At 68.0% G+C, this 26,637-nt stretch carries 18 protein-coding genes, 1 tRNA gene and 1 pseudogene; 5 read left to right on the top strand and 15 right to left on the bottom strand.

From position 1 onward, the window contains the following. Positions 1–181 precede the first annotated feature (181 nt). Positions 182–685: an Hsp20 family protein gene (locus ACT541_RS16760; RefSeq protein ID WP_476138242.1), complete on the bottom strand. Its 504-nt coding sequence runs from the start codon at positions 683–685 to the stop codon at positions 182–184. Between ACT541_RS16760 and ACT541_RS16755 the strand changes: the two are divergent. Further along, positions 684–1,850, top strand: a pseudogene (locus ACT541_RS16755) (alpha/beta fold hydrolase); the annotation flags it as partial. The gene ACT541_RS16760 and the pseudogene ACT541_RS16755 sit on opposite strands and share 2 nt — an antisense overlap. Before the next feature lie 246 nt (positions 1,851–2,096). On the opposite strand, the gene hisN reads toward ACT541_RS16755, so the two are convergent. Beyond that, positions 2,097–2,894 (bottom strand): histidinol-phosphatase, encoded by a 798-nt coding sequence (hisN, locus tag ACT541_RS16750; RefSeq protein WP_476138241.1) that lies wholly within the window; start codon positions 2,892–2,894, stop codon positions 2,097–2,099. 439 nt (positions 2,895–3,333) lie between these two features. Then, complete coding sequence (locus tag ACT541_RS16745; protein WP_476138240.1) at positions 3,334–4,227, bottom strand: N-formylglutamate amidohydrolase; 894 nt, start codon at positions 4,225–4,227, stop codon at positions 3,334–3,336. 206 nt (positions 4,228–4,433) lie between these two features. On the opposite strand from ACT541_RS16745, the gene cpdR reads away from it, so the two are divergent. From cpdR to ACT541_RS16730, 3 genes are all read left to right on the top strand, one after another. After that, on the top strand, positions 4,434–4,793 hold the full coding sequence (gene cpdR, locus ACT541_RS16740) for a cell cycle two-component system response regulator CpdR (protein ID WP_476138239.1): 360 nt from the start codon (positions 4,434–4,436) through the stop codon (positions 4,791–4,793). A 130-nt stretch (positions 4,794–4,923) separates the two neighbouring features. Continuing rightward, positions 4,924–4,998 (top strand) — tRNA-Val (locus ACT541_RS16735). 800 nt (positions 4,999–5,798) lie between these two features. Continuing rightward, complete coding sequence (locus tag ACT541_RS16730; protein ID WP_476138238.1) at positions 5,799–6,449, top strand: GntR family transcriptional regulator; 651 nt, start codon at positions 5,799–5,801, stop codon at positions 6,447–6,449. A 352-nt stretch (positions 6,450–6,801) separates the two neighbouring features. On the opposite strand, the gene ACT541_RS16725 is transcribed toward ACT541_RS16730, so the two are convergent. The 12 genes from ACT541_RS16725 to ACT541_RS16670 form a co-directional block, all read right to left on the bottom strand. Continuing rightward, on the bottom strand, positions 6,802–8,070 hold the full coding sequence (locus ACT541_RS16725; RefSeq protein ID WP_476138237.1) for an MFS transporter: 1,269 nt from the start codon (positions 8,068–8,070) through the stop codon (positions 6,802–6,804). 57 nt (positions 8,071–8,127) lie between these two features. After that, positions 8,128–9,393, bottom strand: a complete 1,266-nt coding sequence (locus tag ACT541_RS16720; protein WP_476138236.1) for an L-cysteine desulfidase family protein — start codon at positions 9,391–9,393, stop codon at positions 8,128–8,130. Positions 9,394–9,656: 263 nt separating this feature from the next. Beyond that, positions 9,657–10,199 carry an L-2-amino-thiazoline-4-carboxylic acid hydrolase gene (locus tag ACT541_RS16715; protein WP_476138235.1) on the bottom strand — a complete coding sequence of 181 codons (543 nt, stop codon included), beginning with the start codon at positions 10,197–10,199 and terminating at the stop codon, positions 9,657–9,659. A 558-nt stretch (positions 10,200–10,757) separates the two neighbouring features. Next, positions 10,758–11,777: a LacI family DNA-binding transcriptional regulator gene (locus ACT541_RS16710; RefSeq protein WP_476138234.1), complete on the bottom strand. Its 1,020-nt coding sequence runs from the start codon at positions 11,775–11,777 to the stop codon at positions 10,758–10,760. Between the two features lie 201 nt (positions 11,778–11,978). Then, positions 11,979–12,923: a carbohydrate kinase family protein gene (locus tag ACT541_RS16705; RefSeq protein WP_476138233.1), complete on the bottom strand. Its 945-nt coding sequence runs from the start codon at positions 12,921–12,923 to the stop codon at positions 11,979–11,981. A gap of 74 nt (positions 12,924–12,997) precedes the next feature. Next, on the bottom strand, positions 12,998–15,622 hold the full coding sequence (gene ptsP, locus ACT541_RS16700) for a phosphoenolpyruvate--protein phosphotransferase (protein ID WP_476138232.1): 2,625 nt from the start codon (positions 15,620–15,622) through the stop codon (positions 12,998–13,000). A gap of 41 nt (positions 15,623–15,663) precedes the next feature. Continuing rightward, positions 15,664–17,082 (bottom strand): glycoside hydrolase family 32 protein, encoded by a 1,419-nt coding sequence (locus ACT541_RS16695; RefSeq protein ID WP_476138231.1) that lies wholly within the window; start codon positions 17,080–17,082, stop codon positions 15,664–15,666. Between the two features lie 73 nt (positions 17,083–17,155). Continuing rightward, entirely contained in the window at positions 17,156–18,526 is a 1,371-nt protein-coding gene (locus ACT541_RS16690) for a sucrose-specific PTS transporter subunit IIBC (RefSeq protein WP_476138230.1), read from the bottom strand. Between the two features lie 171 nt (positions 18,527–18,697). Then, on the bottom strand, positions 18,698–19,876 hold the full coding sequence (locus ACT541_RS16685) for a porin (RefSeq protein WP_476138229.1): 1,179 nt from the start codon (positions 19,874–19,876) through the stop codon (positions 18,698–18,700). 1,089 nt (positions 19,877–20,965) lie between these two features. Then, positions 20,966–22,429 (bottom strand): efflux transporter outer membrane subunit, encoded by a 1,464-nt coding sequence (locus ACT541_RS16680; RefSeq protein WP_476138228.1) that lies wholly within the window; start codon positions 22,427–22,429, stop codon positions 20,966–20,968. Between the two features lie 5 nt (positions 22,430–22,434). Beyond that, entirely contained in the window at positions 22,435–24,408 is a 1,974-nt protein-coding gene (locus ACT541_RS16675; protein ID WP_476138227.1) for a MacB family efflux pump subunit, read from the bottom strand. A gap of 1 nt (position 24,409) precedes the next feature. Then, a complete protein-coding gene (locus ACT541_RS16670) occupies positions 24,410–25,630 on the bottom strand; it encodes an efflux RND transporter periplasmic adaptor subunit (protein WP_476138226.1) in 1,221 nt (406 codons plus the stop codon). Positions 25,631–25,912: 282 nt separating this feature from the next. Here ACT541_RS16670 and ACT541_RS16665 point away from each other — a divergent pair, with 282 nt between their 5' ends. Further along, positions 25,913–26,569, top strand: coding sequence for a TetR/AcrR family transcriptional regulator (locus tag ACT541_RS16665; RefSeq protein ID WP_476138225.1), 657 nt, complete (start codon positions 25,913–25,915; stop codon positions 26,567–26,569). The last annotated feature ends 68 nt before the right edge of the window (positions 26,570–26,637 follow it).

The raw sequence follows: 26,637 nt of genomic DNA, 5'->3' as shown, positions 1-26,637 counted from the left end.
TCGGGGCGTTGCGGCAACACCTCTATCCGGTCCGGTCGGGCTTTCAAAGGGGGCGAGGCCCCACGAAACGAAGGCGCCCCGCCGTCCGTGGGGGACGACGGGGCGCGGGAAACCGACCGGGGGGCGATCGGGTCTCGGGGTCGAGCCTCCGGGGGGAGTGAGGCGCGACCCCCGTTCGCCGTCAGGCGGCGGCGACGGTCGGCGCGGCTTCGATCGCGGGCGAGGCGGGGGCGGCCTCGATCGGCTTCGCCGAGACGGTCTCGGCGGCCGTGGCGATCGGAATGCGACGCGACTTCAGGGTCTCGGGAATTTCCCGGACCAGATCGATGTGGAGCAGCCCGTTCTCCAGACGAGCCCCGCGCACGATCATGTGATCGGCGAGCTGGAACCGGCGTTCGAAGCTGCGCGCGGCGATGCCGCGATAGAGATAGTCGCCACCTTCGGTCTTCGCCTCCTTGGCACCCTTCACCGCGAGCACGTTCTGCTCGAGTTCGATGCCGAGTTCGGCCTCACCGAAGCCCGCTACCGCCATGGTGATGCGCCAGGCGTTCTCGTCGGTGCGAGCGATGTCGTACGGCGGCCAGTTCGGCTGCGAGGTTTCGCCCGAGCCGATCGTGTCCATCAGCGAGAACAGACGATCGAAACCGACGGTGGAGCGATAGAGCGGAGAGAAGTCGATACGCATGGGATGTCCTCCTTCAAGTCGAGCGACATGGATCGAGTCTTCGCCGTCTTCTCCTCTCGCGACCCTAGGACCTTCCGGTCTTTCTCTGGCACCGCCGGGAGAGGCGAACACTCTCGCGGACCCGTTCGGCGTCCGCTGGACTGATCTGGGAAGGGGGGCGAGACCTTTCAAGAGGCCCTCGCGGAATTTCGCCGATCCCCGCGCGCGCGACCGCGCGCTCGGTTGTGGAGCGATCGCCCCCGCGCTATGTCCGAAGGCAGCCCCGGAGACGCGACCCACGATGCCGGCCCTCGATCGCCTGTTCGACCATCCCGACAATCCGATCCCGCCGGGCGCCGCCTGCGGCGCGCTGACGGCGGCCGACGGCAAGGGCGTGCGCTGGGCGACCTTCCCGCCGCTCGCCGCCCGCCCGCGCGGCACGATCCTGCTGCTCCAGGGACGCGGCGAATACATCGAGCGCTGGTTCGAGACGGTGCGCGACCTGCAGGTCCGCGGCTTCGCCGTGGCGACCTTCGACTGGCGCGGTCAGGGCGGCTCGGAACGGCAGACCCGCCACCCGCACAAGGGCCATGTCGGCTCCTTCCGCGCCTACGGCCTCGACCTCGAGGGCGTGCTGGCCGGACCGGTCGCCGGGCTGCCGCGGCCGCTCTTCGTGCTCGCCCATTCGACCGGCGGCCTGATCGCCGCCGCCGAGATCGGCCGCCTCGCGCCGCACGTCTCGCGCATCGTCATGGTCTCGCCCTTCTTCGGCCTCGGCGACTTCGGCGTGCCGGTCGGCTTCGCGCGGAAACTCGCCAAGACGCTGCGCAACTTCGGTTTCGGCCGCGGCTGGGTCTTCGGCGGCGGCGCCACCGCCGTCCACACCCGCCCCTTCGCCGGCAATCGCCTGACCTCCGATCCGGTGCGCCACGCCCGCGCCGCCGAGCTTTCGAGCCGCCTGCGTCAGGTGGCGATCGGCTCGCCGACCATCGGCTGGCTCGCCGCAGCCTTCGCCGCGCAGGAGCGCGTCTTCACCCCCGACGCGCTCGACGCCTGGCACGTGCCGACGCTGGTCCTCACGGCGAGCCGCGACGAGGTCGTCGACGGCCGTGCCGCCGAGCGCTTCGTCGTCGCGACCCGTATGACCGAACTGATGGTGATCCCCGGCGCCCGCCACGAGCTGCTGCACGAGCGCGATCTCTACCGCGAACAGGTCTGGGCCGCCTTCGACGCCTTCGTGCCCGGCACGCAGATCGAGGAACCGAAGGCCGCGCCGGTGCCTGTGCCCGAACCTGCGCCTGCGCCGGAGCCCTTGCCTGAACCGGAGATCGCTGCGGAACCGGAGGCCGAACCGGCCGCCGCCCCTGTCGCCGCCGTGGGCACGGCCGCCGCGGTCGTGGCGACCGTCGTCGCGGAGGAACCCGCCCCGGCCTCAGCCGAGGGCGAGGCGCCTCAGGACGATGTCGTGGAGGCGGGGATCGCCGGAGGCGACGACGCGGCCGCCGTCGGCGGCGCTGCCGCCGGTCCAGGAGGTGACGACGCCGCCGGCGCCCTCGATCACCGGGATCAGGGCGACGATGTCGTAGGGCTTGAGCCCGCTCTCGATCACCACGTCGACGAAGCCGGCGGCGACCATGCAGTAGGCGTAGCAGTCGACCCCGTAGCGCGACAGCCGGACCGTTGATTCGATCCGGTCGAAGGCCGCCCGTTCCTCGCCGACGAAGAGCGACGGCGAGGTGGTGAAGAGCACCGCGTCCTCGAGCCGCTCGCAGGCCCGCGCCTTCAGATCCCGCGCGCCATCCGGCCCGCGATACCACGCCCGCGTACCGTCGCCCACGTAGCGCTCGCCGGTGAAGGGCTGATGCATCATGCCCAGCACCGGCTTCCTGCCGCGCGTCAGGCCGATCAGCGTGCCCCACACCGGCAGGCCGGAGATGAAGGCACGCGTGCCGTCGATCGGGTCGAGCACCCAGACGTGCTCGGCGTCGAGCCGCTCGGAGCCGTATTCCTCGCCGAGAATGCCGTGATCGGGCCGGTCGCGGACGATCAGCGCCCGCATCGCCTCTTCCGCCGCCCGGTCGGCGACGGTGACGGGGTCGAAGGCCGCGCCCTCGAGCTTGTTCTCCACGGCGAGACGCGAACGGAAATGCGGCAGGATCGCCGCGCCGGCGGCGTCGGCGAGCCGGTCGAGAAAGGCGACGAGCGTTTCGTCGCGGTCGGGATTGCCCATGGCCGGTCCTCGAATGATGCCCCGCCCCTGCAATGCGACGAACCGCGCCGCGAGGCAAGTGCGGGCGAGCCCGCGCGATGTCCGCCCCTCGCCCGCGAGGGTGCGATGCGGCTGCCCCCGTCGCGCGGCCATCGCCATACCGCCGACCCGGAACGCATGCGTCCAGCCACTGCATTGATGGAAAGGCGGAAAATCGAGTCATGCGATTCTTGCATGACTGCATTCGTCAAAGTACTAGCATGAATGCAAATTCGTGCTTGACGTTTTTGCGTCGCAATATATTCTCTACTGCATCGCGGTCAGCTGCCTCGCAGCAGATCGTGGGCCCTTCTCGGGCGTTTCCTCCCTGATACCACTTTCGGGCCGCCGCCTTTCGCGTGCGGCCCGTTTTTTTGTTTGCACTGCGGCAAAACCGTGGCGAGATCGTGTCTAAGCCGCCTCATTCGGCTGCGAGCGCGGTCCCATCGAAAATGCCGCGCCAAGACCCCGCCAATTCGCCGACGATTCCGGTGATGTCGCGCTTCAGGCGTTCGAAGCCCGCGGTCTTCGCCAGCGTCGCCTCGTTCATGTAGAGCGAGCGGGCGATCTCGATCTGCAGGGCGTGGACCCCGCCGGACGGCCAGCCGTAGTGCTCGGTGATGTGGCCGCCGGCATACGGCTTGTTTCGGGCGACGCGATAGCCGGCCTCGCGGAAGAGCGAGGAGACGATGTCGGTCAGCCGCCCGTCGCAGCTGGTACCGTTGCGGTCGCCGAGCACGATCTCGGCCCTGGGGTCGCCGACGACGGCACGCGGCGTGGTCGGCATCGAATGGCAGTCGATCAGCACGGCGAGGCCGAATCGCCGCCTGAGCCCGGCGAGCGTGTCGGCGAGTGCGGCGTGATAGGGTCGCCACAGCCCGTCGATCCGCTCCATCGCCTCGCCGACGGGAATGCGGCTGCCGTAGATCTCCTCGCGCTCCGAGACGATCCGCGGGATGGTGCCGAGGCCGGCGGCGACACGATGCGACGTGGTGTTGGCGCCGTCGGGCAGCGTGCCGAGGAACATCGCCGGATCGAGCTCCAGCGCCTCGCGATTGGCGTCGAGATAGGCGCGCGGGAAATGGGCGCGCAGCACCGCGATGCCGCGTTCGGCCGACGGCAGGCAGAACTCGTCGACATAGGCGTCTTCCGAACGCCGGACGGCGCGGGTGTCGAGCCGGGTCTCGACCAGGAAGGACGCCGGATAGACCGCGCCCGAATGGGGACTGTCGAGCAGGATCGGCGCGGCCGGGGTCTCCGGCACCCTGAGATCGAAGGCGGGGTGTTCCCGAAAGTCCCGAACGATCTGCAACACCCGTCTCCCTCACGCGCGGAACGCCGCACCACTCGAGCCGTCGAACAATTTGCCTTCGGCCGCCTTTCCTGTCCACAATGGTACGAAAGGTCGCATTCGAACAGGGGACGGCAGGAATGCCGCCGTCGTTTCACCGGATGTTTACCGCGCTCGGTCCTATGATCGAGCCGAGATCACAGCCAACTGGAAGAGACGAAATGGACCCGATGGCGCGCATCATTCTCGCCGAGGACGACAACGACATGCGCCGCTTCCTGGCGAAGGCGTTGGTCAACGCCGGCTACGAGGTGGTCTCCTACGACAATGGCCGCTCCGCCTACGAGCGCCTGCGCGAAGAGCCCTTCACGCTGCTCCTCACCGACATCGTGATGCCGGAGATGGACGGCATCGAGCTCGCCCGTCGCGCCACCCAGCTCGACCCGGACCTGAAGGTGATGTTCATCACCGGCTTCGCCGCCGTGGCGCTGAACCCCGACAGCCAGGCCCCGAAGGACGCGAAGATCCTGTCGAAGCCCTTCCACCTGCGCGATCTGGTGCGCGAGGTCGAGAAGCTTCTGGCGGCGTGATTCCGCCGTTTTCGGGGGGACCCCGTGGAAAGTTGTCCACGGGCCGCGCGTGAAGGCTTGCAGCCTCCGTCAAACCTCGTTATAGACCCCCTCGCCGCGGCGATCCCGATGTCGCGGCACCGAGTGGTTCGGGCGTGTAGCTCAGCGGGAGAGCACTACGTTGACATCGTAGGGGTCACAGGTTCGATCCCTGTCACGCCCACCACCACAACCTCAAAAATGTACAATGAGATCAGAGAACTGTCCCGGAACCCACTCCGGAGGCAGAGCGCCTCTAGCGCTGCCGGGATCGACCTGGCTACCGATTGGCAACCACGGCGGCGACACTGGATGGCGAGGCGATAGTATCCAATGGCGGCCCTGACGGGTTAGCCGGCGCTCGTCGACCGCTGCAATCGTCTCCTCGTTCGAATGACAACAATGCTGCGGCGGTATCGCTCGACACGAATTTCCTGACGATCGGATTTGATCCCGTTGAACGCTGCACCAGACGCAGGCGGGTCCAAGGGGGCAAATTCGATGCTTGTCGAGATTCGCCCGGTCAGTCGCCGGAGCTGCTCGGCATCGAGACAGATGCCAACGCTGCCGCCCACTCCCCCGTCCCAACCCAACACCGATGCTTGGGGAACAATCGACTGTCGTCGCCTGCGATGGTGAGCCCCTCGAACTCGCCGAGTTGCTTTGCCAGCACTTCGGCTGCGACCTGCGCGTCATCGCAGCCGCCTAGTCGAGCGAGGCGATCTGGGGCTACCAACACCGTCTCTTGCCCATCTGATCCACCACGGTTCGTCGGCGAGGCCGCGTTCATCGTCTCGGGAATCACTTTGATGCGGTCGATTTCCGATTTAGAACGAGCTCGACGGCATCCAGGCGTGCGCTCGGGCGCCGTGTCGACGATCCGGAGCACGGCGCTTCTGCAGGATCTTCAACGATACGTCGCCTTCATGACCTCGCCGTACGGCCCACTTCTATGCCTCTCGATGGCTCGCATCCAAGGTTGATGGCATGATCAGAAAGAAAGTTGAAACACTTACCGAAAAAGTATATCAGTCCTTGTATTCCGATATATTTTCCGGCGTGTACTCAAAAGACAGCGTCATTACGGAAAAGCTTCTCATGGAGAAGTATGGTGTGAGCCGAGCTCCCGTGCGGGAGGCGCTCACCCAATTGACGGCGAATCTCATCATCGTCAGCATCCCGCGACACGGATACAAACTCGCGCCGCCGAACGAGCAGCGAATGCTCGAAATCGCACGATTCAGGTCAGCTCTCGAGTGTTCGTTCCTCGCGAGCAATTATTCCGAAATATCGGAATCGCTGATCGAGCAGCTCAGGCAGATTTGCAACGACTACCTGAACTGCGAACGCGGCGATGCCATGGCGCATTGGTACTACAACTGCGAATTTCATCTCAAACTGTTTTCCGCCTATGGAAACAAGTATGCCTACTCCCTGCTCGAAAATGCCCTGAGCATTCAGACCATGTATTTCTTTCAGCGAGAGAATTTCGCTACGATCGAGCTGCACCTCACGCTCGTCGACCACTTGTCCAAGGGGGCGATCTCGTCCGCCGTGGCCGTCCTCAAGGCGGACATCGAAGACGTGTTGTTCCAGCGCCCTCCGTCGCAGAACGCCATCGTGAACGCTTCTTCGTGACGGCGCGACGGCTTGCACACGAGCCCGACGATCGGCACCGGCGACCGTGTATAGGCCCCGACGGCCGACGAGGTGGTCCGACGACACGTTCGGTTCGCGTGGCAACCGCCCCTGCGGCTCGGCTTCCTCGCGCCGAGGAACGTTCCGAACATCCGCCGGCGAGAGAGCACCGGCATGGACGTCCGAGAGGATGCCGCTCGGTGCATCGGGATCGGAGGCTTGCTGCGATCGTCGTGAAGAGGGGCCCGAAAGGGCCCCGCTCCGACTCGACGATGTCCTGCTTCTTGTCGTCGGGGCGCGAAAGGGTCCCCTTCGAACTCGCTCCGGCCACATGGGTCGCCTGCGACGTGGTCTAGGAAGCGGTTGCCTGCGCCGGCAGCTTCACGAAGGACACGACCAACGCGGTGAAGATCAGCGCGCCGCCCATGAAGACGAATGCGGCGTTGTATCCCGACATGCCCACCAGATAGCCGATGATCGTCGGAGACAGGATGCCACCGACGCTGCCACCCGCGTTCATCACGCCGACCGCCGTCCCGACATGGCTGCGACGCACCGATTCCATGGGCATTGCCCAGAGCGGTCCGAAGGCCAGTCCGACGAGGAAGCCGGTGCAGACCAGAAGCAGCATGGCGATCGTTTCATTCGGCGCGATGATGACGCCGTAGAGCATGGGGCCGGCGGCGAGATTGACGAGGATCGCCTGCATCTTGCGCTGCCGGCTGAAGACCTTGTCGGAAAGCCAGCCACCGAGCGGCTGGGCGATTCCGAGGGCCAGGAACGGCAGGCCGGACATGATGCCCATCTTCACCATCTCGAAGCCGCGCGCCTTGACCAGATAGCTGGGCAGCCACGACAGCAGACCGAAGAACGCGCACATGAACCCGAAGTAGGTCAGCGCGAGCAGCAGAATGTTCTTGTTCTTGAGGACGTCGAGGAGGTTGGCATCGCTCGGCTTGACGGCCGTGTTGCAGACCGGCTCCGTCTGGGAGGCCTGCGCCGCGATGTCGATCTGGCCGCTCTTGATGTAGTCGAGCTCCTGCTTCGACACGCTCGGATCTTCTTCGGGCGAATTCCGCACCAGGACGATCAGCGCGGGGAGGATGAGGAAGCCCAGGGCGCCGAAGATGAAGAACAGGGCCGGCCAGCCCCACAGTCCGATGATGGCCACGGCGATCGACGGCGCGATGGCGGGGCCGAAGGCGCAGGCGGAGGTGAAGATCGCGTTGGCGGTCGCGCGTTCCTGGTTCGGGAACCAGTTGCTGTTGAGCTTGAGGGCGCAGGGCGGCTGCATGCCCTCGCCGATGCCGAACAGCAGGCGAACCAGGAAGAACTGCGAGAAGGTCCGCGCGATGCCGGTGGCCATCGTCATGATCGACCACCAGATGAGCGCGAAGACGAGGACCTTCTTGGGCCCGATCTTGTCGCCGAGATAGCCGCCGGGGATCTGGAACAGCGTGTAGGTCAGGAAGAACGCGCTGAACAGGTATCCGGCCTGTTCGGGCGTGAACGCGAAGTCCTTCATGATCAGCGGCATCGCGACCGAGAGGTTCACGCGATCCAGGAACGCCACGAAGAATACGATCCAGGATATTGCCAGAATAATCCAACGCCGTTTCATTTGATCCTCCTACCATCCATGATCTGGCGGCCGCGCCGCCATCTCACGATTGTCTGACTATTGTCCCGTCATGATTCTGAGTATTTCGACGTCCGTCGACCTCATCCCCTCGCACCCGACCCTCCCGATGTTGCGAATTGTCGTCTCGTAGTCTTTCTCCACGAGCCCTTCGCCGAATGGAAATGTGTGGTTTCTCTTTGCCAGCTCGTAGCCGATGAGGCCCGCATCGACCGAACTCGCGATCTTTGCTGCGCAGGAGGCTTTGGCGCCGTCGCAGACGATGCCGCCGACATTGGCGATCGTATTCGTCAGCGTCTGACCGATGAGGTCGTAGTCGGCACCTTCCAGATACGCGATGCCACAGGCCGCCGCCGCTCCGGCGGAGACGGCGCCGCAATATGCGGAAAGTTTTCCGATGAACTTCTTCTGATGAATGGCGATCAGATTGGCGAGGACGAGCGCCCGACACAGGCGCTCGTGGTCGGCGGACATCTCCTTCGCATAGACGACGATGGGCATCGTGCAGGTAATGCCCTGATTTCCGCTTCCCGAGTTGATGATGACGGGCAGGTTGCAGCCGTTCATGCGGGCGTCCGAACCGGCCGCGGCGGCGGCCCTGGCCCGCGCCTTCAGTTCGTTGCCGCACGATTCGAGGATGGTTCGGCCGACCTGACCGCCCCATTCTCCACTCAGACCTTCTGCAGAAATGGCCGAGTTGTATTCGATCTGCCGCTCGATCGTGCTCTTCACATCGTCGATGTCGACACAATTTGCGAAGTCGAATATGTCGACCAGAGTATAGGACGTGTCGAGGTCGTCGTTGAATGCCTCGATCGAATTCGAACTGAACGATACGAGGCCGTTCTTCTCGATCCGCGAAATGTTCGTATGCCTGTGAGAGATCTCCACGGCGACGACGTCGTCGCCCTCGCTCGCCTCGGCGCGAATGAAGAGGTTTTCCTCGCCCTCGACCAGTTCGCAGCGACAGAGTCCCTGACGGCACAGTTCTCTGGTCGTCTCGATCTGTTCCGGGGTGATCAGGCTGACGACCTCGAGGTTCAGGTCCGCCCTGCCTCCCACCGCCCCGAGGATCGCCGCGACCTCGATGCCCTTCTGTCCGCCGGAGTTGGGGACGACGACGCCCTTCACGTTCTTGACGATGTTGCCGCTGCAGCGGATCACGATCCGCGTCGGAAACCGACCCAGGAGTTCTCTCGCCTTCGCGCTCGCGAGGGCGATTGCGATAGGCTCGGTGCAGCCCTGTGCCGGTATGAGCTCTTCCTGGAGAATCCCGAGGAAGGTCCTGTAGAGTTCCGCGTCCATTTCGCCCTCGCGGGTTTCCTTGAAACTGCCTGCCGAGCCCGTCTCGGCGCACGACCGCCCTCGTCGGTCGGCTCGCGACGAGCCGACCGATTCCATCGGAGCAGAGCGACGGCTTCGCCGCGGCCGCCTTCGACGGGCGGCCGGACGGTGACGTCGCACCGGGTCTGGTTGTTCAGATGCGCCGCGCACCTTCGATCGGAAGGAACGGTTCCGCAGCGTGATCGATGCGGATGCCGAGACGTGTCATGCGCGGAGGGCGGCGGTTACTCGCCCGTCTTGAAGAACGACACCTCGCAGACGTCGCATCCGTTCGCGAGCGTGCCGCCGAGATGGAATTCGTAGCCCATCGCCTTGGCGATGCCGCGATCCCCGTCCATGGCCATGTCGCACAGCTTCTCGCAGGTCGCGGCGTCGAAGCCGAGATCGCGCCAGGCCTTCAGCAGAGGGCAGTGATGGAACAGCAGATCGATCCGATCGGCCGTCTTCGTCTTGAATTCCACGTCGAACGTCTTCCTCAGGACCGGCGTCAGGAACGTATCGGCGAAGTCGCCGACGTTCTGCGGGTCGGAGCAGCGCAGCTTGATCGCGGCTCCCTGCACTTCGCCGGTCTGTGAGATGGCCTGGCGGATGAACTCTTCGGCTTCGGACGCCTTTCCCGCTTCTTCCGCCTTCACGTAAGTGAGGCCGGTCCACGTCGCGCGATGCCCGATCGCGCCCCGAAGCAGTTCGACGGCCTGGTCGTTTTCGGGGGTCGGCTCTTTGACACTCATGACTTCCTCCTGATCCCTGTGATGACGCCGTGACATGATCAGTGATCGGGAGCAGAGCCACCCGAAGCACTGAAAATAGTCTTTTTACATATTTTCACGATAATTGACGACGCTGTGATCATATCAGCGGCCAATTTGTCGTCAATACTGGTTTTCCCGGAGGACCGAACGTGGAAGGCGTCGACGCTCCGGCCATTCCGTCCACGTCGCCGGCGCCGCGTCGATCCACGTGGCGGCCCCGGCATCGCCGCCGGTGCCGCCGTCCACGGCAGGGTGCCGGCCGACCCGATCGCCGCGATCATGGGGCGCGAGACGTGGCGGTCGGTGCCCGCCGCCGTGGGCTCGGCGTCCTCGCCGTCGGCTTCCTCCTCAACGCGCATCTCGCGTGAAGCGTCGACAGCTTCGCGGGCGAATACTCGGGGTCGCGGACGAGGATCCCTCGGACACCGTTCGACGTCCGAAGGCGTGACTGGGGCCGACCCCGATCGGGCGTTCTCGTCGATGGGCATCGTGGAACGGAGCGAGCCGTACGGCCCTTCGCGTCGTATTCGGCCCACGGGAAACCATTCGGCCGATCCCGGTCCCGTCCTCGTGTCAGTCGAGGATCGAGACGCTGTCGCGGATGCGCAGATCGAAGGGCATGACGCGACGCAGGTCGGTCGTCTCGCCGTCGAGCGTCGCGATCAGCATTTCTGCCGCCGCCTTGCCGGTGCCGAAATAGTCGAAGTGAATCGTCGTCAGTTTGGGGCTGTAGACGGAGGCGACGTCGATGTCGCCGACCCCGACGATGGAAACCTCGTCCGGCACACGGGTACGGCGTTCCAGCAGGCGGCTCATCGCGCCGATCGCCAGGCGGTCGGTGACGGCGACGACCGCGGTCGGCGTCGTGTCGCTGACGAAGGGCACGATGCGATCGATGCCGGCGGCGCCGTCGGTCAGGTCGAAGCCGCCGAGGGCGATGTCCTCGGGACGGGGCTCGATGCCCGCCGCCCGCAGGGCGTCGACCCAGCCGCCCTTGCGTTCGCAACCGACCTGCACGTCCCAATCGGCGACCCCGATGAGACCGACCCGGCGATGGCCGCAGCGCAGGACGTAGTCGGTGATCTGACGCGCCGCGCGTCGTTCGTCCTGCAGGACCGACGGGAAACCGGATGCACTCGCGTCCTGTCCGACGACCACGACCGGAACGCCGAGGTCGTTCATCGCTTCGAGGTGGCGTTCGGTCAGGACCGTCGCCAGGATGATGACGCCGCAGACGCGCTGTCGCTTGAAGATCTCGATGTAGTTCATCTCGGCATCGGGCGAGTTGGCCGAGTTGCCGAGGATGGTCATCAGATCGCTCTCGGCGAGCTCGGTCGAGATGCCGGCGGTGATCTCACTCGAGGCGAAGGAGTTGATGCGCGGAATGATCACGCCGACCATGTTCGATCGGCTGCTCTTCAGATGCTTGGCGATGCCGCTCGGGATGTAGCCGGTCTCGGCGATGATGCGCTCGACATGGGCGCGCACCTCCTGGCGGACATAGCCGGAGTTGTTCAGCACCCGCGAAATCGTCGACGTCGAGACGCCGGCCTTCTCGGCGAGCTGACGGATGTTGAGGTTCTGTCGAGGCATGAGATCCAGAGTGTCGCCGGTCGCAGGCCGACGAGGCGAGACGAAACGAACGATCGTTCCCCGAACCTCGTCCGCAGATGACGCGTTCCTCCCGGAACGCCCGCCCGAGCCGGTGTGGGCACTCCCTCGTCGGCCTCGTGCGGGTGAACAGTCTGCGCACCACGGACCCGGCCGTCAATCGCCGGGGCGCCGCGAGGCCGTTCACTTCGACAGGAGTTCGGCGATCTCGGAGCCGCGGGGAAAAGCGGCGCCGCGCCGCTCGCAGACCCGGCCTGCGACGGCGATCGCCGGCCCGATCAGAGACGGCAGGAGCGCGGGATCCAGTTCGGCCAGGGCCGACTTGCTCATCAGTCCGTGGAAGACGATCCCGCCGAGCAGCGTGCCCTGGAAGGCGTCGCCGGCGCCGATCGTGTCGATGCAGTCGACCGGGGCCGCCGGCATGCGGACGACCTCTCCGCGCACCGCGGCGACGGCGCCCTCGGCGCCGGCCGTGACCACGGCGAGCTTCGGGCCGATCCGCGACCAGGTGCGTGCGACGGCTTCGATGTCGTCGGTGCCGAAGATCCAGGCGACATCCTCGGCGCTGGCCTTGAGGACGTCGACGCGCGGCAGCAGCGCGTCGAAGCGGGCGAGCCAGGCGGCCCGATCGGGGATGACGGCGGCGCGGACGTTGGGGTCGAACGAAACCACCCGATCGCCGCCGAAGCGCTCGACGAGTGTCGTGATCGCCGTAGCGCTCGGTTCGATCGCGGCCGCGACCGAACCGAAGTGGATGCAGTCGATCGTCGCCGGCAGCGTCTCGGGCAGATCGTCGACCGAGAGCGACAGATCGGCGGATCCGGCGAGCGTGAACGTGTATTGCGCCACGCCCTCGTCGTCGAGCGAGGCGAAGGCGAGCGGCGCAGGGCGGTCGGTGCGTCGCACCAGGGCGATGTCGACGCCCTCGCGGACGAGGCGATCGATCACGTCGCGACCGAAGCGGTCGGTCGAGATCGCGCCGAAGAAGGCGACCGGACGGCCCAGCCGCGCCAGCGCCGTCGCCACGTTCAGCGGTGACCCGCCGATGACGGCTTCATAGGTGCGGCTGTCGCCGTAACGGCCGGATTCGATGAAGTCGACGATGGTTTCGCCGGTCACGAGGATCATGATGCCTTCACTCCCTGAGTCCGTGGCACGGTGGCCTCCGGCCGTGCCGCCACCGGCCGCCTTCGTCCGATCTCTCAGAGATCCGGCCATTCCGTCGCGAGCAGATGACGAACGTCCGATCCGCTGCCGAGCTCGAGCGCCGCACGCGCGACCGCGACGCATCGCTCCATCGCAAGACCGCGCACCACCGCCTTGATCTCCGGGATCATCTCGGCACCGGCCGAGAGCTCGGTGACGCCGAGACCGATCAGCAGCGGGGCGGCGATCGGATACGAGGCGAGGTTGCCGCAGACGCCGACCCAGCGTCCGTGCGTCCGCGCGCCCTCGACCGCCAGCGCGATCAGCTTCAGGACCGCCGGATGGAACGGGTCGAGCTGTTGGGCGAGCCGCGGATTGCAGCGATCCATGGCGAGCGCGTACTGGGTGAGGTCGTTGGTGCCGATCGAGAAGAAGTCGACTTCCGCCGCGAAATGCGCCGAGAGCAACGCCGCCGACGGCACTTCCACCATGATGCCGATCTCGACCGGCGTCATGCGACCGAGCGCCAGACGTTCGGTCTCGATGACCGCCCGGACGGTCCGCAGATCGGCGAGCGTCGAGATCATCGGCAGCAGGATGCGGCACGCCCCGTAGGGCTCGACCCGGAGCAGGGCGCGGATCTGGGTGCGCAGGATCTCCGGTTGCCACAGGCTGGTGCGGATGCCGCGCAGGCCGAGCGCCGGGTTCTCCTCGGTCGGCAGGCGGATGTAGGGCACGTCCTTGTCGGCACCGGCGTCGAGCGTGCGGATGATCGCCGACCGACCGCCGAGCGCCGAGACGATCGCCTGATAGCGGACGTACTGCTCGTCCTCGGTCGGCGCGACGGTGCGGTCGAGATAGAGGAACTCGGAGCGCAGGAGGCCGCAGCCTTCGGCGCCGTTGGCGAGCGCGCGGGAGACGTCGGCGAGCGATCCGAGATTGGCGACCACTTCGATGCGCGTGCCGTCGGCCATGCGGCATTCGGCATCGGCATGTCGCAGCGCCTCGGCATGGAGCGTCCGGCGTCGCGTGATCCGCGCCTCGGTCGCCGCGACTTCGTCCGACGAGGGGTTGATCCGAACCCGCGCCCGCTCGGCTTCGACGATCACGATCTGACCGTCGGGAACCCGCAGCGCGTCCGGTCCGGTGGCGACGATCGCCGGGATGCCGCGCGCGGCCGCGAGAATGGCGACGTGCGAGGTCGGCCCGCTGGCGGCGAGGCAGAGGCCGGCGAGACGATCGAGTTCGAGTTCGGCGAACTGCGAGGGCAGCAGATCCTCGGCGAAGAGAACCGTGTTCTCGGCGAGTTCGAGCCTGTCCTCCTCGCAGCCGAGCAGCAGTCGCAGGACGCGCTGACCGATGTCCTCGAGGTCGGTGGCGCGCTCGGCCAGGACCTGATTGCCGAGCGCCCGGAGTTCGACGATCTGTGCGTCGACCGCATGTTTCCAGGCCCAGGCGGCGGACTTGCCGGCATCGATCGCGGCATCCGCCGTACTCCTGAGGAACGGGTCCTCGAGGAAGGAGAGATGGGCCGTCAGGATCTCGGTGCGGGCGCCGCCGTGGCGACCGTGCCCGTCGTCCTCGCCGAGCGTGGCGAGCGTCGCGGCGACGGCATCCCGCGCTCCGGCGAGGGCGTCGTCGAGGGCGGTGCGTTCGCGGGCCGGATCGTCGCTCGCCTCCGCGAAGACGAGCGTCTCGCGCACGAAGCGGCGCGAGACACCGACGGCCTGTCCCGGCGCCGCCGTCACGCCGTCGAGCACCAGGGCCTCGCCGGGGGCGAGCTGCGGCCGCGCGACGACGACTGCGGCCGATTCTTCGCGAGCGGAGGCCGCCTCGCCGTCCGGCGCCGGGTCTTCGGTCGGTTCGCCGACGAAGGCGACGATCGCGTCGACCGCCGCCGCACCGGCCGGACCCGCGGCCTCGACGATCAGCCGATCGCCCTGGCGGGCGCCGAGCAACATCAGCGAGACGGAACTGCACGCATCGGCCCGGCGATCGCCGAGGAAGATGGTGATGGCGACCGGCGCGGCGCGGGCGTGGCCGGCGACGATACCGGCGGGCCGGGCATGCATGCCGAAGGGGTCGGAGACTTCCGCGACGCGGCGGACGATCGTCTCGCCGGCGGCGGTTTCGACGCTCGGCTCTTCCGGCACGACGGCGGCGCGCGGAACGAGCACGCAGCAGCGCTCGCCGGCGGCGACGGTGCCGGTCGCGGCACGCGCTTCGATGACGAAGCCGTCGCCGTCGGTCAGGATGACCGGGATGGCGAGGGAGGGCACCGAGGCGCGCAGCGTCGCCACGTCGAAAGTGACGAGCGGATCGCCCGCCCGCACCCGGTCGCCCTGGCTCACATGGGTGCGGAACCCTCTGCCGCCGAGGGCGACGGTGTCGACGCCGATGTGCATCAGCACCTCGGCGCCGTTCGTCGCGCGCAGGGTCACGGCATGGCGGGCGGCGTGCACGCTGGTCACGTCGCCGGCGAAGGGCGCCCGCAGCACGCCCTCGCTCGGATCGACGGCGAAGCCGTCGCCGAGGATCCGCCCGGCGAAGACGGGGTCGGGCACCTCGTCGAGCTCGACGAGGCGCCCGCCGATCGGCGCGACGAGCGTCACACGGGCGGTGTCTTCGTCCTGCGGCTCGATCGCGGGGGCGTCCCCGCGGAGGAATTTGAAGAGCTTCATCGCACGTTCTCCCGATGACAGGGCATCGACGGCCTCTGCGTTCATTCTGCGGTCTGTCGTGGCCCGAGCGGCCAGAAGGTGATGCCGGCGACGACCGCGCCGCCGATCGAGCGGGCGCGAATGCCGATCGCGTCGGGGCTCGGATAGATCCGCGCCGAAAGGACGATCCGGCCGTCTCCGACGAAGACCTCGATCGAACTGCGATCGACGAAGATGCGCAGCAGATCGACCGGTCCGTCGAGAGGTGCCTCGCCGAGGGCGACCGTCGTCCCCTCTCGGTCACGGCTCGTCAGGCGCACGATGCCGCCGGCGCGGTCGATCTCGACGGTGGTCGCCTCCTCGCCCGCGACCCGCAGGTCGACGGCGAGATCGGACGTCTCCCGCGGGTCGAGAGCGACGGCGAGCTCGTAGGCCTCGCCGGCGAGTTCGGGGAAGTCGCGCTCGCCGGCCACGATCGGCGCCCGAACACGGCGCGCCGGCCCGCGCAGCGCCTCGAGTTCGGCGGCCGGGCTCTGCGTCAGTCTGCCGTCGACGAACCGGAGTTCGCGCGGCAGCGTGAGACAGTGGAGCCAGCCGGCGGCGACGGTCGGTGCGTCGTCCTGCTCGGGCAATCCCATCCAGGCCAACATCAGACGGCGGCCGTCGGAAGCCTCCCAGGTCTGCGGCGCATAGAAGTCGCGGCCGTGGTCGAGGCGGCGGAAGGCGCCATGGTCGAAGGCGAGGCTCGCCGGATCGAGCCGGCCTGCGATCCAGCCGGCGACGTTGCCTGACCCTTCGCCCGGCTTCGTCTCGCGCTGCTCGCAGACGAGCAGCACGTCCGTTCCGTCGAGCCGGAAGAGATCGGGACACTCGCACATGTAGCCGTGCTCACCCGCGTCGAGCAGCGGGGTCGCGGCCTCCCATCGCGTCAGATCGGTCGACGCGAGGAGCAGGACGGTTCCCTGGAGACCATCGGTCTGCGCCCCGAGCACCATGCGCCAGCCGTCGCCGACACGCGTCACCTTCGGGTCGCGGAAATGGGTGGTGTAGCCGGGCAGCGGCCCGTCGAGGACCGGCCCGAGCTTTTCGAAGATGCGGCCGTCGCGCGAACGGGCGAGGCACTGGCGCGTCTCGCGCCGACCCTCGGCGTCACGGACGTTGCCGGTATAGATCAGGGCGAGATCGTCGCCGTCGGCGACCGCCGAGCCGGAGTAACAGCCCTGCGCATCGAACCAGTCGGTCGGCTCGAGGGCGACCGGCATCGTCTCCCAGTGGACGAGATCGGCGCTGGCGCGATGGCCCCAGGACTTGTTCTCGTGGGTACAGCCCTTCGGGTTCCACTGGAAGAAGGCGTGATGGCGCTCCTGCCAGAAGACGAGGCCGTTGGGATCGTTGAGGAGACCCGCCGGCGGCGCGACGTGGAAGACGGGGCGCCACGGGTCGAGGTCGAGGTCGAACGGGGTCTGGTCGTGGATGTTCACGGGTCTTCACTCGTCTCGGTCGGTGGACGACCGGGGGCCGCGCGCCCCCGGTCTCCCACGCGGGCAGGAGGACTCAGCGTTCCTCGGGCTTCAGCCCGAAGAGCCAAGAACCCGCGAAGGCGGTGCCGAAGGCCACGACCATGCCGATCAGGTAGCTCGGAATGGTCGACGGCTGCACGATGGCGATCCCGGGGATGCCGGTGACGCCGACCGCGGTCATGCCGACCCTGGTCGCCACCACGAAGGCGCCGCCGACCGCACCGCCGACCGCCGCGGCGACGAAGGAACGGATGAAGCGCAGGTTGATGCCGAAGAGCGCCGCCTCGGTGATGCCGAGCAGGCAGGAGATCGAGGCCGGCAGGGCGATCTGCTTCACCTTGACGTCGTTCGAGCGGAAGAACACCGCCAGTGCCGCGCCGCCCTGGGCGACGTTGGCCATGGCCCAGATCGGCAGCAGGAAGTTGACGCCGATCGAGGGATTGGCGAGCAGGCCCGCCTCGATCGCATGGAACGAGTGATGGACGCCGGTGACGACGATCGCCGAATAGACGCCGCCGAAGATCAGGCCGGCGAGGATGCCGCCGTGGGCGTAGAGCGTCTGCAGGCCGATCGAAATGCCGTCGCCGACGATGCGGCCGATCGGGCCGAGGACCGTCAGGGCGAAGAAGGCCGAGATCAGCAGGGTCAGGAACGGCGTCAGCACGATGTCGAGCATGTCGGGCACGACGCGACGCACGAGGCGATCGACCCGGCTCATCACCCAGACGGCGATCAGGACCGGCAGCACGGTGCCCTGATAGCCGAGCTTGGCGATCGGAAAGCCGAAGAGGTCCCAGTATTCCTTGATGCCGGTGCCGACGGTCCAGGCGTTCTGCAGCGCCGGATGGATCATGATGCCGCCGAGCGCCGCCGCCATGAAGGGGCTGACGCGGAACTCGCGCGCCGCGGAGAAGGCCACCAGAATCGGCAGGAAGACGAAGGCGGTGTTGGAGACGAGATCGAGCAGTTGGAAGAGCGAGGACTGGCCCGAGAGCCAGCCCATCGTCTTGGCCATGCCGAGCACGCCCATCAGCAGGCCGCAGGCGACGATCACCGGAATGATCGGCACGAAGATGTTGGAGAGCAGGCGGGCGAAGCGCTGCAGCGGATTGAGATTGACCGCCGCGTCCTCCTTGGCCTCCTCGGTGGAGACCGCCCTGGCGCCGAGGGCGACGAGGTCCTCGTAGACGCGCTTGACCGCGCCCTGGCCGATCACGATCTGGAACTGGCCGCCGCTCTGGAACGTGCCCTTGACCGCGTCGATCGCCTCGAGGGCGGCCTTGTCGATCCGGGTCGCGTCCCTCAGCACCAGACGCAGGCGCGTGGCGCAATGGGCGGCACTGACGACGTTGTCCAAACCACCGACGTGCGGAAGGATGGCCGCTGCTGCATTGATCTCGGACATGTTCGTTTCCCACTTTCTCGAGTAGGGTTATGGTATCGATTTCATACTTCGATGCGAACCGCAACCTCTTCATTGTCGCGTCGGGTCGTCGGGAGGCTCAACCGGACCACCGGGGCGATCCGCAGGGGGCGACGTCGCGGCCGGCGACCCGGTCGAGCCGACCGACGTTCGTCAAAACGAACGTTCGATGCGCAGCGCGCCGATCACGCCGCTCTGGTCCTCGTAGGCGGGCGACGAGAAGTCGACGTCGCGGTACTCGACTTCGGCGGTGACGGTGAGGCCGGTCGCTGGGACCCAGCCGACGTTGGCGGCGAGGTCGATCTGGCGGAAGCCGGCGTCGGAGAGGCCCGGCACGTACTTCGCCCAGCCCGCGGTCAGCGCGGTGTTCACCTTCGGCGTCCACCAGTGCTTGCCGCCGCCGTTGATGCCCCAGGCCGAGGCCAGATGGACACCGGCCGCGTCGACGTCGAAGTCACGGGTGGTTCCGGTCCCGGCCGAAGCCCAGGACTGCGACACGTAGCCGACGGCACCGCGACCGTAGGCGACCTGGAGATCGACGACGTCCTTGGCGCCGAGCGCCGGCAGATTGATCTCGACGCCGCCGCCGATCGACCAGCCGAGCCGCGACGGGCCGGCGCTCGTCAGCGCGTAGTCGTCGTGGAGCGCGCCCATGATCTGCGCCTTGCCCCAGCTCCGGGCGACGGCGAGATTGGCCACGAGATCGGGGGAATGGACGCCGCCGTAGAGGCCGGCGGTGTTGTCGCGCCGTCCGTTGGTGCTCGCATCCTCCAGCGAGAACGTCGCGCTCAGGCCGTTGCCGAAGGAGAACGTGTAGGCGAAGAGGTTGGTGTTGGAGTCCGACACCGGTCCTTCCCAGAACACGTTGAGCGTCGAGCCGGTATAGAAGTCGAAGAACGACGTCGCGCGACCGGCGGTCACGCCGCCGAACTGGACGAAGGCCTTGTCGAGCGTCACGGACGTCGCGGGGCCGGTGCCGTTTACCACCTCGATCTCGATGAACGAGCGCAGCAGGCCGAATTCCGTCTGCGTGCGCGCGTCGATCTGGAGATCGCCGTCGGCGACGGTGCCGATCAGATGCTGGTTGCGGTGGCCGCCCCAGAGACCGCCGGCGGAGGAATCGGTCGAATGGGCCGTGTACTGCGCGCGGGCGAAGCCGCCGATCTTCAGGCAGGTCTCGCTGCCGGGAATGTAGAAATAGCCCGCGCCGTAGGCGTCGCAGACGCGGACCCGGTTCGCGGCGGCCGGCGCCTTCCTGGCGAGATCGGCAGCAAGGGCAGGAACGGCGAGCAGGCCCCCCCCAAGAACGATCGTCGTTGCGCGATACTTCATGACTTCCCTCCAATGGCGCCCGACGTCGTCGGGTCCTCCTGACGGCCGTCGCACCCGACGCTCGCGTCGAATTCGGACGGCATGCGGTTCGCCGACCTTCCCGTGGGCACGCACGTCCGCGCCGGGGCGCGACGACCCCCGCGGCGGACGCCGACATGGGCTCGAAGCGATCCCGCGGTCATGCCGACCCCGAAGTCGGCGCCCGTCCTCCCTTGGGCGCCACACGGTTCGACATCGATATGGTATCGATACCATATGCATACCGAGTCTGCGGAACTCGGGCAATGCGGTGAGATACCCATGTGTCATGATACTTTCGTCTGACATGCCGAAGGCGAGCATCCGGGCGAGCCGGTGGTGTGGGCCCTCGTTCCCGCGGACGAGCTCGGGCGCCGCGGCTCGCGACACGGTGAACGGCGAGCGCGCGAAGGCCGGCCGGCCGCCGCTTCGCCGTCTCGGCTGAAATTCGGCTTCACTCGGGTTCCGGCGGTGAGGGCGTCGCGGCGGGACGCCGACCGGCGCGGCGCGCGGTCCCACGTCGAGAGGAGGAGGCTTGGTCGTCGATGCCGACCCGGCACGCCGGTCGGGTCGGGTTCATCGTCTCCGCGACCCGGCGGGAGACGGCTTCTGCTGCGGCGGCGAGAGCGGCGTCCGGCCGATGAACGTACCTCGACGTGCCCCTCCCCTTGCGCCCGAGCAACCCGGCGATCGCCGCATCAGAATACCCGAACTCCGAGGCGACCGACGCGAACGCGTGTCGGTGCATATGGCTGCTCATATCCATGATGTCCGGGCCGAACCATCGCCCGCACGCTCCGCCCGTCTTGGCGACTTCCAGGCGGCGGCAACGGTCGGCTTCGTCGAATTCGGTCCACCCGAGGTCCGCGATCCCGCCGAAGCGGCATCCGGTAGGGGCCGGCAGACGGAGGATCGTCGCGGCGGTGGCGTCGAACCGCCGCTCTTCCGGCGGCCGACGAGCGGCACGACGTGGCGCGCAATGCGCCCGTCGTCGAGGTCGCGTGTGCTCGCCTTCTTGGGGTCCGACGGCCGCGACACGGGGCAGCCGGACGAACCGGACGGCGACGGTCCCTACCATCCGCGCGGACGCGGACCCGTGTTCGTGTCGACGACTTCCGGCGTTGCGGTCTCGACCGGTCGCGTCCAGCCGCCGCCGAGGGCCTTGGCGAGGGCGATGTGGTCGGTGGTGATCGCCACTCGGCTCTGAATCAGGGTGTCTTCGGCGGAGTAGAGCGAGCGCTCGGCGTCGAGCACGTCGAGGAAGCCCGTACTGCCGGTGCGATAGAGTTCGCGCGACAGGGTGGCGGCGCGGCGGTACTGGTTCGCCGCCTCGGAGAGGCTACGGGCGCGGTTGCGCTCCTTGGCGAGGGCGACGAGGGCGTTCTCGACGTCCTCGAGCGCGGTCAGGACGGTGCTGCGCCAGGCGATCAGATATTGATCGCGCACGGCAGCGGCACTGTCGCGAGCGGCGACGAGTTTGCCGCCCTCGAAGATCGGCACCTTCACCGACGGCCCCCAGGACCAGGCGACGGTCGACCCCCGGCCGAGATCGCCGAGACGGGTGGCGGAGGTGGAGATCGAGCCGGTGAGCGACACGCTCGGATAGAGCGCGGCTTCGGCGCCGCCGACCTTCGCGGTGGCTTCGGCCAAGCGACGTTCGGCGGCACGGACGTCGGGGCGTTCGGTGAGGACGTCGGCGGGGACGCCGGCGGGCAGGGCGCGACGGGGGGCCGGGATCGGACCACCGCGCGCCATCTCCCCGACGAGAGCGCCGGGGACGCGGCCGGTGAGGATCGACAGACGGTGGACCGTCTGGGCGAGGGAGGATTCGAGACTGGGGATCTGGGCCTCGGTGCTCGCCGCCTGGGCCGCGGCCTTGGCGTCGTCGACCGCGGCGGCCGAGCCGGTTTCGAAGCGCGTCCGGGTGAGGGCGGCGGTGGCGCGCTGCGAGCTGGCGGTCCGGCGGGCGAGCGCGATGCGGGCCTGAAGGCCGCGGGCCTCGGCATAGTTCGAGGCGACGTCGCCGACGAGAGTGCGCAGGGCGGCGTCGAGGTCGTCGTGCCTGGCGTCGAGTTCGGCGCTCGCCGCTTCGACGGAGCGTGCCTCCGCGCCGAAGAGGTCGAGTTCCCAGGAGGTGTCGAAGCCGGCCTGGAACAGGCCGGAGACGCGCGAACCGGAGCTCGCCGACGTCGCTGTCGACTGCTGGCGCGTCGCCGATCCCGAGCCGTCGACGGTCGGCAGCAGGCCGCCGATCGCCTCGCGGCGCAGGGCACGGGCCTCGCGGATCTTGGCCTTGGCGGTGGCGACGTCGAGATTGCCGGCGACCGCTTCCTCGATCAGACGATCGAGGAGGCGGTCGCCGAAGGACTTCCACCACTCGCCGAGGGGCGCACGGAGGGCCGGCTCGGCGACGCGCGAGGCGCCGTTCGTCCATCGCCCCGGCAGGGCCATCTCGGGGGCGACGACGTCGGGGCCGACGCTGCAGGCGGCGAGCAACAGGGCGAAGGGGAGCGCGGTCGCGGAGCGAATGGTCATGGGGCTCAGTCTCGCGCGAGGGCGGCGACGGGATCGAGCAGGGCCGCGCCATGGGCGGGCAGCCAGCCGAAGACGACACCGATCAGGGTGGAACAGGCGAAGGCGGCGAGGATGGTCGTCGACGAATAGACGAAGACGTAGGTCGAGCCGAGCAGCGTGAAGACGAAGCCGGCGCCGAAGGCGGCCAAGATGCCGAGGATGCCGCCGATCAGGCAGACCAGCACCGCCTCGGTGAGGAACTGCCGCAGGATGTCGGAGCGCCGGGCGCCGACCGCCATGCGCACGCCGATCTCCTTCACCCGCTCCGACACCGACACCAGCATGATGTTCATCACGCCGATGCCGCCGACGACGAGCGAGATCACCGCGATCGCGGCGATCAGCAGGGTCATCGTCGAGGTCGTCGAGGTGATGGTCTGGCGGATGTCGTCGGTGTTGAGAATGAAGAAGTCCTTGGTGCCGTGGCGGCGGGTGAGGAAGGTGGTGGCGACCTCTTCGGCCAGCGAGGTGTCGACGGTGTCGGCGATGCGCAGGAGGATCGAGCGCAGCGAGGTGTCGCCGAGGAAGCGCACCTGCACCGTCGTATAGGCGAGGAACACCGAGAGCGTGCCGCTCGAACCGAAGCCCTGCTGCTTCTGGGTGACGCCGATCACCGTGCAGGGCACCTTGCCGACCAGGATCACCCGGCCGATCGGGTTCTCGTTCGCATCGGGAAACAGCGTCTTGGCGGTGTTCTCGTCGATCACCACCTCCTGCGACATGGTCCGCGCCGCCTCCGCGTCGAAGAAGCGGCCGGTCTTCAGCTTCGTCGCCTTGACCTGGAAATAGTCGGGGCCGACGCCGTTGACCTGCGCACTCGCCTCGATCGCGCCGAGACGCAGGGTGGTCGAGGTCGAGACGGTCGGAGTGACGCCGGCGGCCCAGGTCTCGTGGGCGAGCGCCTCGGCGTCGGCGAGAACCAGGGTCTTGATCTTGGTCGAGCGCACGTCGCCGAAATCCTTGCCGGGAAAGATCTCCAGCGTGTTGGTGCCGAGACTCGAGATGTTGGAGAGCACCTTCTGTCGCGACCCCTCGCCGAGGGCCACCATGGCGACCACCGAGGCGATGCCGATGACGATGCCGAGCATGGTGAGGAAGGTCCGCAGCCGATGCGAGAGCATGGCGAGCACCGCCATGTGGAAGGATTCCTCGAAACGGGCGAGGAGGGCACGCAGGGCGCCGACGCCGCCGGGCGTCGCGCCCGGCCCCGCGCCGGTGGAGGCCGCCGCCACGCCCTCGACCGGCGCGACCTCGTTCGGCTGGTCCGAGACGATGTGGCCGTCGGAGATCACCACGATGCGGCGAGCGCGCTGCGCCACCTGGGCATCGTGGGTGACGAGAATGACGGTGTGGCCCTCGGCGTTGAGCTCGGCGAGGATCTTCAGGACCTCCTCGCCGGAGCGGCGATCGAGGGCGCCGGTCGGCTCGTCGGCGAGCACCACGTCGGCACCGTTCATCAGGGCGCGAGCGATCGAGACGCGCTGCTGCTGGCCGCCGGAGAGCTGGCCGGGTCGGTGGCCGACGCGGTCGGCGAGACCGAGCCGGGCGAGCAGCGCACCGGCCCGCTTCTGCCGCACGTCGCCGGGTGTGCCGGCGTAGATCGCCGGGATCTCGGTATTGCCGAGGGCCGTGAGTTCGGACAGCAGATGATAGCGCTGGAAGATGAAGCCGAAATGCTCGCGCCTGAGCTCGGCGAGTTCGTCCGGATCGAGATCGGCGGTGGAGCGACCCTCGAAACGATAGTCGCCGTGCGAAGGACGATCGAGACAGCCGAGGATGTTCATCAGGGTCGACTTGCCGGAACCCGAGGCGCCCATGATCGCCACGAACTCGCCGGCGTGCACCTCGAGATCGACGTCGGCGAGCACCGCGACGGAGCCTTCGCCGGCCGGATACTCGCGGCCGACACCGGTGAGCGAGATCAGCGGCACGTCGTTCATGTCACAGCCCTCCGGGCGGGCCGGGCATCGCCGAGGTCTTGGCCTCGGTCGAGCGGCGGCCGACGACGACCTTCTCGCCGGCGGCGAGCCCCGAGCGGATCTCGGCGCGGACCTTGTCGTCGAGACCGACCACGACCTTGCGCCGTTCGGTCGCCCCGCCGGAACCGACCACCTCGACGGTGCGCTCGGAGCCGGCGCCGGCGGTGGAGAGGGCGGAGGTCGGCACGGTGACGACGCCCTTGGCCTCGCCGAGGATCACCTTGACCTGGGCGGTCATGTAGGTGCGCAGCACGCCGTCGGGATTGGGGACCTCGAAGCGGCCGTAATAGTAGATCGCCGAGGAACTCGACGACGAGGACGAGGACGAACTCGACGCGGTCGAGGTGCTCGACGAGGTGATCTGGCTGTCGGAGCGCAGCGAATCCGGCGCGGGGTCGAGCGCCTCGAGGCTGCCCTCCCAACGCCGGTCGAGGTCGCCGAGGATCGAGAAGGAGACCGGTTGACCGAGCTTCACCTTGGGCGCGTCGGCCTCCGAGATCTCGGCGCGGATGGTCATGCGATCGATGCGGCCGAGCACGACGATGGTCGGCGCCGACTGCACCGCATTGACGGTCTGGCCCTCCTGGGTGACCACCAGGAGCACGGTGCCGTCGATCGGCGCGACGATGCGGGTGTGTCCCAGATCGACGCGGGCCGAGTCGACCTTCACCTCGGCCTGGGTGATCTGGGCGGTGAGCGAGTCGATCTGGGCGCGCGTCGTCAGGACCGTCGCCCGTGCGCTCTCCAGCGCGTCCTTCGAACTCGCCTGCTTGGCGAAGGTGGCGGTCTCGCGTTCGAGCACCGCCTCGGCATAGACGAGGCTCGCCTCCTTCTGGCGCTTCTGGGCACGCACGTCGGCGAGCGCCGCTTCGGCGCTCTTCAGGTCGTTCTCCTGGCTGACGTTGTCGATGGTGGCGACGAGGTCGCCGGCCTTCACCGTGTCGCCGATCGCCACCTTCATCGAGGTGATGCGCCCCGACACCTGGGCACCGACGGCGACGAGGCGGACGGGACGCAGGGTGCCGGTCGCCTGCACCGTCTGCTGCACGTCGGCGATCGTCGCCTCGGCGACCAGCAGATCGGCCAGCGGATCGCGCGCCGTCTCGCCACGCCACCACCACAGGCCGGCGAGGAGACCGGCGATGCCGAGGCCGGCGATCGTCGTGCGGGTCGTAGGGGTCATGCAGGGGCTCCTGGAGAAGGCGACGACAGACGCACCACCACCGGTCGCCCTGTCCACGGACCGCCCGACGCGTCGCGCGCCGCCCCGCCCGGAACGACCGCGGGCGTGGTCACGGCCCGTCGTTTCCGGTAGGTTTCCGCCCGACGATCCGTCCACCCCGACGGTGGATGGAGACGACGAACGGCGGCTGGTATTTTTTGATACGACATCGTATTCTTATTCATGGAAATGGCGTCGCCGTCAAGCGGCGACGGTTCGGCGGTAGGCCGTGGAGGGGTCGAAATGACGGACGACGGTCCGGAGGTGATGGACGTGGATGCGCCGCGGCGACCGCGCGGGCGGCCGAAAGTGGCGCCGGACGCCGAACAGCGCGACCACATCGTCGAGATCGGACGCAGCCTCTTCCTCGAGCGCGGCTTCGGACGAGTCACCATGGACGAGGTGGCGGCACGTGGTCGCGTCTCGAAGACGACGCTCTACCGCTTCTTCGCCAACAAGGGCGATCTCTTCGCCGCCGTCGTCGAGGCGCACCGGCATTCGATGCTGGCCTTTCCCGACGGTGTCGACGAGCTCGCCGTCGCCGATGCCCTGCGGGTGATCGTGCGCGTCGACATCGACGCTGCGGAAGACCGCGCGCGCCACGCCCTGCTCGAGATGGCCCTGTTCGAGACGATCGCCCACCCCGAACTCGGCGAGACGATCTTTCGTCACGGTGCGGAGAAGTCCCGCCTCGATCTCGCCGCGTGGCTGCAACGGCGATCCGACCGTGGCGACCTCGTCGTCGACGATGCCGATCTCGCCGCGCGCATTCTGATGGACATGGTCTTCGGAGCCAGCCGCCCGCCGCCGATCGCAGGCGAGGCGGAGGAGCCGGCGGCGCGACGCCGTCGCCTCGAGGGCTGCATCGCGCTGTTCCTGCGCGGTGCCCTACCGCGATAGGCATCCGACGACCGGCGACGCGCGAGGCGCTGGCCCTCCTGCGCCGATCCGCGATCGCTCTTCCGCCT

The sequence above is a fragment of the Pinisolibacter sp. DMC100 genome, from assembly GCF_056313705.1.
This window is presented reverse-complemented; position numbering and strand designations above follow the sequence as displayed.

Excerpts from the sequence above, each read along its gene's own strand:
- ACT541_RS16760 (WP_476138242.1), bottom strand. The coding sequence starts at position 685 with ATGCGTATCGACTTCTCTCCGCTCTATCGCTCCACCGTCGGTTTCGAT.
- hisN (WP_476138241.1), bottom strand. The coding sequence starts at position 2,894 with ATGGGCAATCCCGACCGCGACGAAACGCTCGTCGCCTTTCTCGACCGG.
- cpdR (WP_476138239.1), top strand. The coding sequence starts at position 4,434 with ATGGCGCGCATCATTCTCGCCGAGGACGACAACGACATGCGCCGCTTC.
- ACT541_RS16730 (WP_476138238.1), top strand. The coding sequence starts at position 5,799 with ATGATCAGAAAGAAAGTTGAAACACTTACCGAAAAAGTATATCAGTCC.
- ACT541_RS16725 (WP_476138237.1), bottom strand. The coding sequence starts at position 8,070 with ATGAAACGGCGTTGGATTATTCTGGCAATATCCTGGATCGTATTCTTC.
- ACT541_RS16720 (WP_476138236.1), bottom strand. The coding sequence starts at position 9,393 with ATGGACGCGGAACTCTACAGGACCTTCCTCGGGATTCTCCAGGAAGAG.
- ACT541_RS16715 (WP_476138235.1), bottom strand. The coding sequence starts at position 10,199 with ATGTCACGGCGTCATCACAGGGATCAGGAGGAAGTCATGAGTGTCAAA.
- ACT541_RS16710 (WP_476138234.1), bottom strand. The coding sequence starts at position 11,777 with ATGCCTCGACAGAACCTCAACATCCGTCAGCTCGCCGAGAAGGCCGGC.
- ACT541_RS16705 (WP_476138233.1), bottom strand. The coding sequence starts at position 12,923 with ATGATCCTCGTGACCGGCGAAACCATCGTCGACTTCATCGAATCCGGC.
- ptsP (WP_476138232.1), bottom strand. The coding sequence starts at position 15,622 with ATGAAGCTCTTCAAATTCCTCCGCGGGGACGCCCCCGCGATCGAGCCG.
- ACT541_RS16690 (WP_476138230.1), bottom strand. The coding sequence starts at position 18,526 with ATGTCCGAGATCAATGCAGCAGCGGCCATCCTTCCGCACGTCGGTGGT.
- ACT541_RS16685 (WP_476138229.1), bottom strand. The coding sequence starts at position 19,876 with ATGAAGTATCGCGCAACGACGATCGTTCTTGGGGGGGGCCTGCTCGCC.
- ACT541_RS16680 (WP_476138228.1), bottom strand. The coding sequence starts at position 22,429 with ATGACCATTCGCTCCGCGACCGCGCTCCCCTTCGCCCTGTTGCTCGCC.
- ACT541_RS16675 (WP_476138227.1), bottom strand. The coding sequence starts at position 24,408 with ATGAACGACGTGCCGCTGATCTCGCTCACCGGTGTCGGCCGCGAGTAT.
- ACT541_RS16670 (WP_476138226.1), bottom strand. The coding sequence starts at position 25,630 with ATGACCCCTACGACCCGCACGACGATCGCCGGCCTCGGCATCGCCGGT.
- ACT541_RS16665 (WP_476138225.1), top strand. The coding sequence starts at position 25,913 with ATGACGGACGACGGTCCGGAGGTGATGGACGTGGATGCGCCGCGGCGA.